Origin of the sequence: Streptomyces monomycini (assembly GCF_022271435.1) — a bacterium.
Taxonomy (GTDB): domain Bacteria; phylum Actinomycetota; class Actinomycetes; order Streptomycetales; family Streptomycetaceae; genus Streptomyces; species Streptomyces monomycini.
The window spans coordinates 72,618-86,308 of sequence record NZ_JAFIQY010000038.1 but is presented as its reverse complement, the minus strand read 5'-3'; the positions used below and the strand labels follow the sequence as shown (position 1 = coordinate 86,308).

The 13,691-nt window shown below is 68.5% G+C and carries 10 protein-coding genes, 1 tRNA gene, 1 other RNA gene and 3 pseudogenes; 10 read left to right on the top strand and 5 right to left on the bottom strand.

Annotated features, from left to right (window positions below; genetic code table 11):
- Window positions 1-146: 146 nt before the first annotated feature.
- Window positions 147-878 (bottom strand): DUF4232 domain-containing protein, encoded by a 732-nt coding sequence (locus JXZ78_RS40460; RefSeq protein WP_030019643.1) that lies wholly within the window; start codon window positions 876-878, stop codon window positions 147-149.
- A gap of 321 nt (window positions 879-1,199) precedes the next feature.
- Between JXZ78_RS40460 and JXZ78_RS31640 the strand changes: the two genes are divergently transcribed.
- Window positions 1,200-2,037 (top strand): IS5 family transposase gene (locus JXZ78_RS31640; protein WP_106968754.1). Its coding sequence is split into 2 segments (ribosomal slippage): window positions 1,200-1,304 and window positions 1,306-2,037, totalling 837 coding nucleotides; the frame shifts between segments, so codons are not numbered across the junction.
- Here the strand turns inward: JXZ78_RS31640 and JXZ78_RS31635 are convergent.
- Both JXZ78_RS31635 and JXZ78_RS41180 read right to left on the bottom strand, forming a co-directional pair.
- Window positions 2,009-2,381, bottom strand: a pseudogene (locus JXZ78_RS31635) (transposase); the annotation flags it as partial. The gene JXZ78_RS31640 and the pseudogene JXZ78_RS31635 overlap by 29 nt on opposite strands.
- Before the next feature lie 93 nt (window positions 2,382-2,474).
- Window positions 2,475-2,774 (bottom strand): annotated as a pseudogene (locus tag JXZ78_RS41180) (N-6 DNA methylase); the annotation flags it as partial.
- Between JXZ78_RS41180 and JXZ78_RS31630 the strand changes: the two are divergent.
- The gene (locus tag JXZ78_RS31630) at window positions 2,762-2,938 is read left to right on the top strand and encodes a hypothetical protein (RefSeq protein WP_238783501.1); all 177 of its coding nucleotides are present in this window, start codon (window positions 2,762-2,764) and stop codon (window positions 2,936-2,938) included. The pseudogene JXZ78_RS41180 and the gene JXZ78_RS31630 overlap by 13 nt on opposite strands.
- A gap of 169 nt (window positions 2,939-3,107) precedes the next feature.
- On the opposite strand, the gene JXZ78_RS31625 is transcribed toward JXZ78_RS31630, so the two are convergent.
- Complete coding sequence (locus JXZ78_RS31625) at window positions 3,108-4,067, bottom strand: hypothetical protein (RefSeq protein ID WP_238783499.1); 960 nt, start codon at window positions 4,065-4,067, stop codon at window positions 3,108-3,110.
- Between the two features lie 955 nt (window positions 4,068-5,022).
- On the opposite strand from JXZ78_RS31625, the pseudogene JXZ78_RS31620 reads away from it, so the two are divergent.
- Window positions 5,023-5,673, top strand: a pseudogene (locus JXZ78_RS31620) (site-specific integrase); the annotation flags it as partial.
- Between the two features lie 63 nt (window positions 5,674-5,736).
- Here the strand turns inward: JXZ78_RS31620 and JXZ78_RS31615 are convergent.
- Window positions 5,737-5,824 (bottom strand) — tRNA-Ser (locus JXZ78_RS31615).
- Window positions 5,825-5,965: 141 nt separating this feature from the next.
- On the opposite strand from JXZ78_RS31615, the gene ffs reads away from it, so the two are divergent.
- The 7 genes from ffs to JXZ78_RS31580 all read left to right on the top strand — a co-directional run bounded on the left by ffs (window position 5,966) and on the right by JXZ78_RS31580 (window position 13,641).
- Window positions 5,966-6,064, top strand: an RNA gene (gene ffs / locus JXZ78_RS31610) — signal recognition particle sRNA small type.
- Window positions 6,065-6,116: 52 nt separating this feature from the next.
- Entirely contained in the window at window positions 6,117-8,909 is a 2,793-nt protein-coding gene (locus JXZ78_RS31605) for a DNA polymerase III subunit gamma and tau (RefSeq protein ID WP_238783498.1), read from the top strand.
- A 194-nt stretch (window positions 8,910-9,103) separates the two neighbouring features.
- Complete coding sequence (locus JXZ78_RS31600; RefSeq protein ID WP_106968753.1) at window positions 9,104-9,460, top strand: YbaB/EbfC family nucleoid-associated protein; 357 nt, start codon at window positions 9,104-9,106, stop codon at window positions 9,458-9,460.
- A gap of 162 nt (window positions 9,461-9,622) precedes the next feature.
- Complete coding sequence (gene recR, locus JXZ78_RS31595; RefSeq protein WP_003984655.1) at window positions 9,623-10,222, top strand: recombination mediator RecR; 600 nt, start codon at window positions 9,623-9,625, stop codon at window positions 10,220-10,222.
- Window positions 10,215-10,880: a DUF5063 domain-containing protein gene (locus tag JXZ78_RS31590; protein ID WP_030019637.1), complete on the top strand. Its 666-nt coding sequence runs from the start codon at window positions 10,215-10,217 to the stop codon at window positions 10,878-10,880. Before recR ends, JXZ78_RS31590 begins: the two co-directional genes overlap by 8 nt.
- 350 nt (window positions 10,881-11,230) lie before the next feature.
- Entirely contained in the window at window positions 11,231-12,502 is a 1,272-nt protein-coding gene (locus JXZ78_RS31585; RefSeq protein ID WP_073764899.1) for an aspartate kinase, read from the top strand.
- Window positions 12,499-13,641, top strand: a complete 1,143-nt coding sequence (locus JXZ78_RS31580) for an aspartate-semialdehyde dehydrogenase (protein WP_238783497.1) — start codon at window positions 12,499-12,501, stop codon at window positions 13,639-13,641. The genes JXZ78_RS31585 and JXZ78_RS31580 overlap by 4 nt, the downstream gene beginning before the upstream one ends.
- The last annotated feature ends 50 nt before the right edge of the window (window positions 13,642-13,691 follow it).

Genomic DNA, 13,691 nt, shown 5'->3' with positions numbered 1-13,691 from the left:
TCTCCAACGGAGCCTCCCAGGCCCGGTGACACCACCCCCCAGGTCATCCGTTCGACAGCGGGGACCAGTCATGCCGGGCCCGGAGGCCAGCAGCCCTCTTGCAGGACCGCGAAGAACATAACGGGGGGAAGAGAAACCCCTCGCGCTCAGTTGGCGATGCCGACCGGGTGAACCTTGATCTTCTCGTCGTACGGGCCGGCCAGCTTCGGCGCGTCAGCGGGCCACTTCAGGGACACGCTGTGGGTCTCGTTCGGCGGCGTCACGATGAGGTGGGTCGGGGTGGCGAGGTTGCCACCACTGTTGTCGACCGAGTACGAGACGCTGAAGGTGGCGGTGTCGCCGGGCCGCAGGTCGGTGATGCGGGGCTGCTCACCACCGCGGTGGACCGGGGCGGAGGTGCCGTCGGCGTCCTTCAGGTCGACACCCGCGAAGCCCGTCACCGAGCAGTTCCGCCCACTCTTGTTCGTCATCTGAACGGTGACATCGCCCGTCTGCTGGTCGGGCGAGCTGTCCACGGCCTCCATGTTCAGCTCGCTCGTACGGCAGAACTTGCCCTTGCCCCCGCCCTTGGCCACTCCGCCCCCGGACCCGGCCCGCGACGAGGCGCCACCACCGGAGCCGGCACGAGGCGCGGTACCGTCACCGGCACCCGGCTTGGCACTGTCCGGCTGGGCACCGCCCCCCTGCGCCCCGCCATCCGAACCCGCGCCACCGGCCCCGGCAGCAGCACCCGACCCCGACTGCCCCCCGGCCTTGGGGGCGGCGGCGTCCGAGCCGGAGCAGGCGGTCAGGGACAGCGCGGCGGCTGCGGTCAGCGCCGCGGCGGCAACGCGCAGGGTGCGGCGACGAGTGATGCGGTCAGAGGTGCTGGCGCTCATTTGGGGTCCCCCCGGGAAGTCGGTGTCGGTCTCTCCTCCGTACGACACTCACTCTGCTCGGCCCCACTACCGCCCGGCTGGCGCCCCGCTAACTTCCGGCTGATACGGGTCTGACCAGGGGAAAGACAGTCCTCCGCCCCACCTGCGGTCCCTCAGGACCCCTCAGCGGCCGACCGAGACGAAACCCGATCCGGAACGCGACGAAGGCCCCCACCGCGAACGATAGGGGCCTTCGACGTAGTGCCCGGTGAGGCACTGGCGGAGGATACGAGATGTGGACTCGTAAGGAGTTGCTCTAAGGGGTCCTTTCAGAATGATCTTGTGTGGCACGGTGGAGGGGTAGGTGATCGCGTTCGTTGGGGGGTCAGCGATGAGCTGTGGGCGGTGATCGAGCCGCTGTTGCCGCAGCATCCGCGCCGGTCCCGGGTATCCGGGACGCAAGCGCATCGATGACCGCAGGACACTGCAGGGGGTCCTGTTCGTCCTCTATACGGGTATCCAGTGGGAGTTCCTGCCGCAGGAGCTGGGGTTCGGCTCGGGCCCTACCTGCTGGCGGCGCCTGGCCGAGTGGCAGGCGGCCGGCGTCTGGGGCGACCTTCAGCAGGTGCTGCTGGACCGGTTGCGGGCGGCGGACCGGCTGGATTTCTCCCGAGCCACCGTCGATGCCTCGCATGTGCAGGCCAAGCGGGGGCGAAGCCGCCCAAAAGTCGGACCGAGTCCGGTTGACCGGGGACGGCCGGGCTCGAAGCGCCATGTCCTCACCGACGCGCACGGCACACCGCTGCGGGTCTCGCTGACCGGTGGCAACCGCAACGACGTCACCCAGCTGCCGCCCCTGCTCGACGCGGCCCCGGCGGTGCGGGGCAAGCGGGGCCGTCCACGGCGCAAGCCCCGGCGGGTGCATGCCGACCGCGCCTGCGACCACGACCTCTACCGCCAACGACTCCGCGAGCGGGGCATCGCTCCCGTGATCGCCCGCCGCGGCACGGAGCACGGCTCCGGCCTGGGCCGCACCCGCTGGGTCGCCGAAGCCGCCCTCTTCTGGCTGCACGGCCCCCGACGCCTACGCATCCGCTGGGAGACCCGCGACGACATCCACATCGGCTTCCTCCAACTCGCCCACGTCATGGCCCTCGCTCGCAAGATCCCCGCATTCTGAAAGGACCCCTAAGGGCGCGACCGCTGACCGAGTCGATCGCACACCGCGACCAATCCAGCTCGCCCAGAGCGCCGAACTCGTCCAGGACCAGCCGGTACAGCTTCGCCTGCGACCATGCGGTGGAACTGGCGGAAGGCCGTCACACTCGACGGTCCGAACCTCTGCGGCAACTGGCCCCACGTGCAGCCCGACGTAGCCACGAAGATAATCGCAGCCACGACCTTCCGATCCCCATGCCGCCTGCGGCCACGGCCCTGCGGACGGAGGGGAGCTGGCGGCCCAACCCGCTGGGACAGCTCCCACAAGCCATTAGGTGTCATCCGCTCCACAAGCGAAGTCGTCACCACCTCAGCATGACGCAAGATCACGCCTAATGAAATGACTCCAAAATGCGATGTAACGACGCGGCCGAGAGCGCCAAATTTTTCCTGCACCTCCGTGTGCGGGATCGAACGAGGAAATTCTGGTTTATCGAGCGTTGCGGGAGGCAAGCTTCGCCCCGTGTGGAACAGACTGCTGATTCGATGAACGTTCTCTGAGGCTAAGGTGTGCGACCGCCGCGGCATTTGTGTATCGAGCCCGCTGACATCGATGAAGAGAGCGGCTTTCGAATCGACTAGCCGAAGGTGCTGGGGCTTTTGGCGCACCAGTTGCCAGATATGCGCTGGGATGACGGTGTGAGGAGTGAAGAGGTTCGCTTGGCAATGTGATGACAGCGAGGAGCGTGTTGCTGGCAATCGTGATCCTGCGGATCAGCGCCTCGCGGCCGTCGGACCAGGCTGCCTGCGTTGGCAGGATCACCGCCGCGATCCCGTTCGATCTCAGCCGGTTTCGTGCGATCTGGTCTGCCGAGCTGGTGGCGCTCGTCGCCTGCCTCGGAGAGCGGCGCGTTCCCTCCTAACGCGAACGCGCTGACGAGGCCCTCGCACGTTGAAGCGAACACTGGCCCGACCGCACCGCCGAGGAATGGGAATGCTGACGCTGGGAATCCAGGGCCCCGGCGGCGCGAGCGCCATCCGCGACCACATGCCTGAGCGATTCATGTCTCGACGGAGTCGTGAACTATCCCTTCAGTCGATCGACCGTGTGCCGTCATTCCCAAGCCACTTGTCGCTGATATTGATGGCCGGCTGAATGACTTCCGGATAACGATCCGGAGGGTATTCCTGCTGGATTTCCTTTCCGGTTCGCCGGTCCTTAATGATCTTTACGCCAGCAGCCTTCATTTTTTTTAGAGTGCCAATAGAGTCACCCGACACGAGGGCGTTGAATGCTTTGATGGCCTGAGCCGACTGCTGAATGCTGTCCCTACTTACGACTCCGCGGTTCACATTGATCATGGTGTTCGTGTACAAGGCTCTGGGGTCTCGCCCGACAAATTCTCGGCTGGTCTCGCCGATGCCATCAAAGAATAGGTCGGCGATTTTCTCTGGCCACACTTCTGCAATGATCGTGCGTGCCACAATCAATCCCGTTGCGCTGGAATGACATTGCTTTCCCTTGCTGACCAGGCGGACGATGTGTTCCTCGTCGAATGGCCACCGTGGGACCAAGATCTGTACTTGTTCGGCGGTCAGCCGCCCGCTGGTCCACCTCATCCAGTGCAGACCCGCAGCGCGGTTTGCGAGGATCTTGAGCGCAGCTGCATAGACGTTTGAGTTGCTCTGCCTCATCTCTGTGATCTGTGCGACGAAGTCGCCGGCTGCACGGACGCGACCACCGTCAATCGCAGCAAAGGTGTCCGGGCTGAGGTTGTACGTGACCTGTGCGGTCACTGGAACGCCGGTCTCGATAATGGCTGCGGCTCGATGCTGTCCGTCGATGAGACAGCCGTGCCAGTCCAGAGCGAAGCCTTGGTGGGTAGTGCGAAACTTTTTATTTCGCAGAATGCTTTTGAACTTGTCTACATTTGACCGTTTCAAGGGGACGCGGTTGCATGACCTTTGTTCCATCCAGATCGAACATTTGTCGGGCGTCACCTCGGTGATCTCGGTGTATGTGCGCGGATTCTCATCGTCTTCCCCGGTCACGTCCTGCCCTTTCCTCGCCTCGTGTCGATGTCTTGGGTCGCGAGTGGGGCGCGCCCCGGTCGCTTGCTAGAGATGCTAGGGGGTGGTTCCTCGAGTTGCATCTCATTGTCATATTGCAGGCGCGATTGGCCAATTAATCGTTAATTAGGATCGATGTTGACATTTTTTGACTATTTTTTCTCGATGGCTCGAGCCCTAGGAGGGGTGTGTTGTCTCCCAGCTCGCATGTGAAAATGAAGCTGACTCCTCTGCGTCGTTCGCTCCGCCTGAGAGTGCGTTTCCGTGTTCACTGCTGACGACCTGCGTCAGCAGCTCCTGACGACGACTAGGGTCGCGCAAATCGCCGTATGCCTGACGGATGCTGAACTCTTCACTCAAGCCAGTGGCCGGGCGTCCGAGGTGGCATATCCAGACGTGCATGGCCTGGGCGTCAGCACTTGCCTCACATCGTCATGACCAGCCCCGGGCTGATACTCAACGCCTATCTAGATGGCGCGGCGGCCGAGCGGCTGCGCATTTCCTCCGTCCTGCAGCGAGGTGTACCCAGCCTGCGCCGACCGCGGCTTTCACGAGTGGCTGGCAGATGTGCTTCACCCGCTCCAGCACGGCCTGTTCTGGGTGAAGCGGCGTGACGCTGCTCGATCCGCGTTCGCGGTGTACGACTCGGTCTACGTGCGGAAGGAGAGATTCGCGGCGGCGAAGCGGGAGTACGGGCAGGGCACAACAGGTTCTTCACAGCTGGTGCTGATACCAGTCAGGAGTAGGCTGGGCATTCACATCCGCCCGCGCGGCTGAGCGGTCGGGCGTTCTCATCCGGCTCCGCATTCTCCGTCCCGACGCCAGGGCCGCTGGTCAAGATTCGGCCGCGAACCAGCTCGACAGCGGTCACACCTGGCGTGCTGCAAGACGATCAGCGAGGCTGCCGTGACAACCGCAACCACGGACGGCGCCGAGAATGGCGACGTTGGCGCTCGGACTCCGGCAGGGCGAGACTCTAAGACTGCGTTGGTCTGATGTCGACCTTGGCAACGAGTACCTGAACCTGCGTCGGAACCGCCTGGGCCCAAGATGTAAGCATGGGTGCCCGGATGCTTCACCGTGCGGCCAGGCGAAAGCGGAGTGCTACCCGGACAAGGTGCGGGGTGGGCACAAGATCAGGGGCACAGAGTCCCGAGCTGGCCGACGCGCCGTGCCCCTGCCTGGTCCGCTGGTGGCCATGCTCCGGGCTCATGCCAAGACTCAGGGCAGAAGCGCAAGACGGCCGGTGATCTGTGGATCGAGTCGGAGTACGTGTTCACCAGCCGTTGGGTGGGCCCCTGAGCTCAAACGCGGACCACCACGACTGGAAGCGACTGCTGGTAGACGCCGGCGTCCGTGACGCCCCGCCTGCATGACGGCCAGGACCGTGCTGATGTTGCCCGCTGACCCGGGTCGCGTCATCAACCAGATCATGGGACGGGAACCGGGCGGTGCCGCTCGGATGCAGGTCAGGTACCTGCATGTGACTGACCCCACGCTGAAGGAAGCAACCCGGAAGATCGAGAAAACCATCCTAGGCCCCCATGAGGCACCCCCTGTGGACAAAAACCAGGACAACGAGGGGTGAGAACGCGACGAAGGCCCCCACCGCGAACGGTAGGGGCCTTCGACGTAGTGCCCGGTGAGGCACTGGCGGAGGATACGAGATTCGAACTCGTGAGGGGTTGCCCCCAACACGCTTTCCAAGCGTGCGCCCTAGGCCACTAGGCGAATCCTCCGCCGCAAACAATACAAGACGTTGAGGGGTGCTCGCGAACATGATCCGCCGGAGGGGGGTGGGAGTGATCGTCGAGGGGGGTGGAAGTGATCTCGGGGTGGGGTGGGGTCGTGCGTGGGGCGGGGGATCCGCTAGGGTTGGGCGCAGCCCCTCACGTGGCGCTATCTCACCGAACTCCCCCAGGGCCGGAAGGCAGCAAGGGTAAGTGAGCTCTGGCGGGTGCGTGGGGGGCGTTTGCGTTCCGGGGATCGGGGGCGGCCCGGTTGTCGGTGCGGGCCGATATCGTCGTATGCGTGTCGTCCCTCGCGCTGTACCGCCGCTACCGCCCCGAGACCTTTGCTCAGGTCATCGGGCAAGAGCACGTGACCGATCCGCTCCAGCAGGCCCTGCGGAACAACAGGGTCAACCACGCGTATCTGTTCAGTGGCCCGCGCGGCTGCGGCAAGACGACCAGTGCGCGCATCCTGGCGCGCTGTCTGAACTGTGAGAAAGGTCCCACGCCTGATCCGTGCGGGGAGTGCCAGTCGTGTGTGGACCTCGCCAGGAACGGGCGGGGGAGCATCGACGTCATCGAGATCGACGCCGCTTCGCACGGTGGTGTCGACGATGCGCGTGAACTGCGGGAGAAGGCGTTCTTCGGGCCGGCCGGCAGCCGGTACAAGATCTACATCATCGACGAGGCCCACATGGTCACGTCGGCGGGCTTCAACGCGCTGCTCAAGGTGGTCGAGGAGCCGCCGGAGCATCTGAAGTTCATCTTCGCGACCACCGAGCCCGAGAAGGTCATCGGGACGATCCGGTCGCGTACGCATCACTATCCGTTCCGGCTGGTGCCGCCGGGGACCTTGCGCGACTACCTGGGTGAGGTGTGCGGGCAGGAGGACATCCCCGTCGAGGAGGGTGTGCTGCCGCTCGTGGTGCGGGCCGGGGCCGGGTCCGTGCGTGACTCGATGTCGGTGATGGACCAGCTGCTCGCCGGCGCGGGCGACGCGGGTGTGACGTATGCCATGGCCACGTCGCTGCTCGGGTACACCGACGGGTCGCTGCTGGACTCGATCGTGGAGGCGTTCGCCGCGGGGGACGGGGCGGCGGCCTTCGAGGTCGTGGACCGGGTCATCGAGGGCGGGAACGACCCGCGGCGGTTCGTGGCCGACCTGCTGGAGCGGCTGCGTGACCTGGTGATCCTGGCGGCGGTGCCGGACGCGGCGGAGAAGGGGCTGATCGATTCGCCGGCCGATGTGGTCGAGCGGATGCAGGCCCAGGCGTCGGTGTTCGGGGGAGCGGAGCTGGCGCGGGCCGCGGATCTGGTCAATGCCGGGTTGACGGAGATGCGGGGGGCGACCTCCCCGCGGCTCCAGCTGGAGCTGATCTGTGCGCGGGTGCTGCTGCCCGCGGCGTACGACGACGAGCGCTCGGTGCAGGCGCGCCTGGATCGCCTGGAGCGTGGGGCGAGCACGGCCGGGCTGAGCGTCGGTGGGCCGGTGACGACGGGGATCGGCGGGCCCGAGGTCGAGTATGTGCCGGGGCCGGGGGGGCATGCGGGTATGCCGCCGGCCGGAGTGCCGACCGGGTCGCCTGTTGGGCCGCCTGCTGGGCCGGCTGGGCCTGCTGGGCCTGCTGGTCCGGCCGCCGCTCGCGCCGCGGTGCGGGGGATGAATGGGGGAGGCGCCGGGGGTGCTGGGGCCGGAGCTGGTGTCGGGGCTGGTGCTGGTGCGGGTGTCGGTTCTGGGGCGGATGTGTCGGGGGTGTCCGCTGGCGGTGCGCCTGCTGGTGGGGTGCAGGCGGAATCCGCGGGGGCGGAGGCCGCGGCTGCTGCCACGCCGGGCGCTTGGCCGGGGGCCGGGAATCCGAACGCGGCTGGGGTTGGAGCAGGAGCAGGAGCAGGAGCAGGAGCTGGAGCAGGTGCTGGCGCGGGTGCCGGTACGGGGGGTGAGCAGGCGGCGCAGCCTGGGACCTGGCCTGGTCAGGGCGGGGGCCAGGGTGGTGCCGGACAGCGGCAGCCCGGTGCGTGGCCCGGGCAGCAGGCGGCCGGGGGTGTGGCCGGAGGTGCGGCCGGGCGGCAGCCCGGTGGGTGGCCCACGGCGACGGCGCCGGGGCAGGGCGGTGGCCCGGGAGGTGCCGGTGGGGCCGGCGGTTCTGCCGGTGGTCCTGGTGGCGGTGTGCAGGCCGGTGCAGGGCAGGCCGGGCAGCCTGGGCAGTCCGTACCCGTACAGCAGCCGCAGCAGCCGCAGCAGCCGCAGCAGCCGCAGCAGCCGCAGCAGGCCGCTCAGGGCGGCGGGAGCATGGCGCAGGGAGCCGCGCAGGTGCGGCAGCTGTGGCCGGAGATCCTGGAGGCGGTGAAGGGCCGCCGGCGCTTCACCTGGATCCTGCTCAGCCAGAACGCGCAGGTGGCCGGTTTCGACGGCACGACGCTGCAGATCGGCTTCCCGAACGCCGGTGCCCGGGACAGCTTCGCCAACGGCGGCAGCGAGGACGTGCTGCGGCAGGCGCTGGCCGACAAGTTCAACGTGCAGTGGAGGGTCGAGGCGATCGTCGACCCGTCCGGAGGCACCAATCCGCCTGGCGGGCCCGGTGGAGGCGCGCCGCAGGGCGGTGGCTTCGGCGGCGGCAATTTCGGCGGCGGTGGCGGCGGCTTCGGTGGCCCCTCCGGCGCTCCGGCGCAGGGCGGCGGGCCTGGTGGCCCCTCCGGTGGTGCGCAGGGCGGCTCCGGGTCCGGGTATGACGCGGGCGGCGGCCAGGGCGCGCAGATGGCACGGCAGGCGGTGGCCCCGACGGGCGCCCCGTCCGGTGGCGGCGGCTACGGGACCGGCGGCGGTCATGCCGGTGGCGGCAACGGTGACAGCGGCGGCAACGGGGAGAACGGCGGGCCGGGTGGTCCGTCCGGTGGCGCGCAGGGCGGGGCCGGAAGCGGGCCTGCCGGTGGCGCCGCCGCGTACCGCGAGCCGGAGCCCGCGCCGGTGTCGATCGAGGACGACATGCCCGCCGAGGACGACCCCGACCTCGTCGACTCCGCGCTGAGCGGACACGACCTGATCGTCCGCGAGCTGGGCGCGACGGTGGTCGAGGAGTTCAACAACGAGTACTGAGCGGTCGGGCGACCGTCCGCCGCGGCCGTACCGGGCGTTCGCTCCGGGCGTGCTGATCAGGTGCGGGCGCGCGCCGGACGGCTGTCGGCCGGGCGTACGGCTGTGCTCCTCCGTACGGCGTAGGGCGTCGCGCCGTTCGAGCACGTAGGCTCGGGCTACCGCACCAATCGTTGTCGTACGGCAGGAGTCACGTAGTGATCCCCGGTGGTCAGCCCAACATGCAGCAGCTGCTCCAGCAGGCCCAGAAGATGCAGCAGGATCTCGCGGCGGCCCAGCAGGAGCTGGCCGAGACGCCCGTGGAGGGTTCGGCGGGAGGCGGCCTGGTCAAGGCGACCGTGAACGGCTCCGGCGAGCTCCAGGGCCTGGTCATCGACCCCAAGGCGGTGGACCCGGAGGCGGGCACCGCCGAGGAGAACGCCGAAACGCTCGCGGACCTCGTCCTGGCCGCCGTACGGGACGCCAACGCCAGCGCTCAGCAGCTCCAGCAGGAGAAGCTCGGCCCGCTCGCCCAGGGGCTGGGCGGCGGCGGCATTCCCGGCCTTCCCTTCTGAGCCGTCGGCCGACGGACGACGGACGACGACACGGGCTCCGGCTCCGGCTCCGGAACCACCGTTCCGGATCTCCGGGGCCGAAGTCGTCGGAAGATGGGTCTCCCTTTCCGGGGAGGAGACAACTAGCGTACGCAGCACGGCAGAAGAGAGAGAAGACGTTCCGTGTATGAAGGCGTGGTCCAGGATCTGATCGACGAGCTGGGCAGGCTGCCCGGCGTCGGTCCCAAGAGCGCGCAGCGGATCGCCTTCCACATTCTTCAGGCCGAGCCGACCGACGTCCGCCGGCTCGCGAACGCGCTGATGGAGGTCAAGGCGAAGGTCCGGTTCTGCAGCGTGTGCGGCAACGTCGCACAGGACGAGCAGTGCCGGGTCTGCCTGGACCCGCGCCGCGACCCGGCGGTCATCTGCGTCGTGGAGGAGCCCAAGGACGTCGTGGCGATCGAGCGGACGCGGGAGTTCCGCGGCCGCTACCACGTGCTTGGCGGGGCGATCAGCCCGATCGAGGGCGTGGGCCCCGACGATCTGCGGATACGGGAACTCCTGGCCAGGCTCGCGGACGGCACGATCACCGAGCTGATCCTGGCCACCGACCCGAACCTGGAGGGCGAGGCCACGGCCACGTACCTCGCGCGCATGGTCAAGCCGATGGGCCTGCGGGTGACGCGGCTGGCCAGCGGACTGCCCGTCGGGGGCGATCTGGAGTATGCCGACGAGGTCACGCTCGGGCGGGCCTTCGAAGGGAGGAGACTTCTCGATGTCTGACGCCACGCTGCACGACGCCACGCGGAATCCGGACGATTTCGCCGTACAGATCTCCGACTCGATCGAGAGCTTCATCGTCGCGGTCACCGAGGTGGCCAAGGGCGACGAGCCGGACAGCGCCGTGCCGTTCCTGCTGCTGGAGGTCTCCCAGCTGCTGCTGACCGGCGGCCGTCTGGGGGCGCACGAGGACATCGTGCCGGACGAGCGGTACGAGCCCGACGTGGGCCCGGAACCGGACGTCGACGAGCTGCGGGAGCGGTTCGCGCGGCTGCTGGACCCGGTGGACGTGTACTCCGAGGTCTTCGACCCGTACGTACCGCGCAGCGCGCCCGTCGCCTGCCGGATCTCCGACGACCTCGCGGACCTCATCACGGATCTGCGGCACGGCCTGGCGCACTACCGGGCGGGCCGGGTCAGCGAAGCGCTGTGGTGGTGGCAGTTCTCGTACCTGTCGAACTGGGGGCCGACGGCGAGCGCGGCGCTCCGCGCGTTGCAGTCGCTGGTCGCCCACGTACGGCTGGACCAGCCGCTGGACGAGCTGGACGGCCTGGACACGGACAGCGACGCGGCGGACGGCGACGAGGAGCGGCTCGCCGAGGAGGCCGGCAAGGTCATGGCGGCGGAGATCGCCGGGCCGCTGGGGCTGCGCGGGGTGTGAGGGCGGGTCGGGGCCGTCCGCCCGTCCGGATGTGAACCGGGCCGTCGGACGGGTACGCGTCGGACGGGTACGCGTACCAGGGCTGCCGGTACGCGGTACGGACCCGGGCCTTTGGTGTGACCTGGGTTACCTTTCCGTGTGCCCTTGTGAGAAGCGGGCATGTGCTGGCCGAGCGGGCGCAACGGCGCGCCCACGCCGGTCCACGGACGTTCGTGACGTGAGCGCTGTGTCTCACCATGTGGTATTGGCGAGGCGGATTCCGCCTGCTCGTTAGACTGAGCCGACCGCAGTACCCCCTTTTCCGGGGGTCCGGGAGGAAACTCCCGAAGAGACAGTTGCGAGGAGCGCACGTGGGCCTTGTCGTGCAGAAGTACGGCGGCTCATCCGTTGCGGATGCCGAGGGCATCAAGCGCGTCGCCAAGCGAATCGTCGAGGCCAAGAAGAACGGCAACCAGGTGGTTGTGGTGGTCTCCGCGATGGGCGACACGACGGACGAGCTGATCGATCTCGCGCAGGAAGTGTCCCCGATCCCGTCGGGGCGCGAGTTCGACATGCTGCTGACCGCCGGAGAGCGGATCTCCATGGCCTTGCTGGCGATGGCGATCAAAAACCTCGGTCACGAGGCGCAGTCCTTCACCGGGAGCCAGGCCGGTGTCATCACCGACTCCGTGCACAACAAGGCACGGATCATCGATGTCACGCCGGGCCGCATCAAGACGTCCGTGGACGAGGGCAACATCGCCATCGTCGCCGGCTTCCAGGGTGTGTCCCAGGACAAGAAGGACATCACCACGCTGGGGCGGGGCGGCTCGGACACCACCGCCGTCGCGCTGGCCGCGGCGCTGGACGCGGACGTCTGCGAGATCTACACCGATGTGGACGGCGTCTTCACCGCCGACCCCCGGGTCGTGAAGAAGGCCCGGAAGATCGACTGGATCTCGTTCGAGGACATGCTGGAGCTGGCCAGCTCCGGTTCCAAGGTGCTGCTGCACCGCTGCGTCGAGTACGCCCGCCGTTACAACATCCCGATCCACGTCCGCTCGTCCTTCTCCGGACTGCGCGGCACCTGGGTCAGCAACGAACCGCAAGGGGACCAGCCCATGGAGCAGGCGATCATCTCGGGCGTCGCGCACGACACCTCCGAGGCGAAGGTCACGGTCGTCGGCGTCCCGGACAAGCCGGGCGAGGCCGCGACGATCTTCCGGGCCATCGCGGACTCCGAGGTCAACATCGACATGGTCGTGCAGAATGTGTCGGCCGCCTCGACGGGTCTGACCGACATCTCCTTCACGCTGCCGAAGGACGAGGGCCGCAAGGCCGTCACGGCGCTGGAGCGGACCAAGGCGTCGGTCGGCTTCGACTCGCTGCGCTACGACGACCAGATCGCCAAGATCTCGCTGGTCGGCGCGGGGATGAAGACCAACCCCGGCGTGACCGCGACCTTCTTCGAGGCGCTGTCCAACGCGGGCGTGAACATCGAGCTGATCTCGACCTCCGAGATCCGTATCTCGGTCGTCACCCGTGCGGACGACGTCAAGGAGGCCGTGCAGGCCGTGCACAGCGCCTTCGGCCTCGACAGTGAGAGCGACGAGGCCGTCGTCTACGGCGGCACCGGTCGATGACCACACCCTTCCCGGGTACGGCTACGGGCCGCGCGGTTGACCGCGCGGCCCGTAAGCCGCATCTGGCGGTCGTCGGCGCCACCGGCGCGGTCGGCTCGGTGCTGCTCGGCATCCTCTCCGAGCGGGCCGACATCTGGGGCGAGATCCGTCTCGTCGCCTCTCCCCCGAGCTCTCAGCTGCGTCCGGGCAGGGGGGACCCTCACCGTTCGGCCGGCCGCAAGCTGACCGTACGGGGTGAGCAGGTCGAGGTCCTCGCGCTGAGCGAGGAAGTCTTCGACGGCATCGACGTCGCGATGTTCGACGTACCGGACGAGGTCGCCGCGCAGTGGGCGCCGATCGCCGCCGCCAAGGGCGCGGTGGTCGTGGACAACTCCGCGGCGTTCCGGATGGACCCGGAAGTGCCGCTGGTGGTCCCCGAGGTCAACGCGCACGCGGCGCGGGTGCGCCCGCGCGGCATCGTCGCCAACCCGAACTGCACCACCCTGTCGATGATCGTCGCGCTGGGCGCCCTGCACGCCGAGTACGGGCTGAGCGAGCTGATCGTCTCCTCGTACCAGGCCGTCTCCGGCGCGGGCGAGGACGGCGTCGCCACGCTCCGCTCCCAGCTCGCCGCCGTCTCCGGTACGGACCTGGGCACCACGCCCGGCGACGTACGGCGGGCCATGGGCGACACGCTCGGCCCGTTCCCGGCGCCGGTCGCGCTGAACGTCGTGCCGTGGGCCGGGTCGCCGCGGGAGGACGGCTGGTCCTCGGAGGAGCTCAAGATCCGTGACGAGTCGCGGAAGATCCTCGGGCTGCCCGGCCTGCGGGTCGCCGCGACCTGCGTACGGGTCCCGGTGATCACCACGCACTCGCTGACCGTGCACGCGCGCTTCGAGAACGAGGTCACGGTCGCCGGGGCGCACGAGATCCTGGCGTCCGCGCCGGGCGTGGTGGTCTGCGACGACCCGGAGGCCGGCGAGTTCCCCACGCCCGCCGACGTGGTCGGCACCGACCCGACCTGGGTCGGGCGGGTACGGCGGTCACTGGACGACCCCCGGGCGCTGGAGCTCTTCGTGTGCGGGGACAACCTGCGCAAGGGCGCGGCGCTGAACACCGCGCAGATCGCCGAGGTGGTCGCGGCGGAGATGACGGCGTAGGGCCGGAGGGCGGGGTACGGAGCGCGGGGCGCGGAGCGCGGGGCGCGAAG

Bases quoted from the DNA above. Each gene is read 5' to 3' on its own strand.
- JXZ78_RS40460 (WP_030019643.1), bottom strand. From the start codon at position 878: ATGAGCGCCAGCACCTCTGACCGCATCACTCGTCGCCGCACCCTGCGC.
- JXZ78_RS31590 (WP_030019637.1), top strand. From the start codon at position 10,215: ATGTCTGACGCCACGCTGCACGACGCCACGCGGAATCCGGACGATTTC.
- JXZ78_RS31580 (WP_238783497.1), top strand. From the start codon at position 12,499: ATGACCACACCCTTCCCGGGTACGGCTACGGGCCGCGCGGTTGACCGC.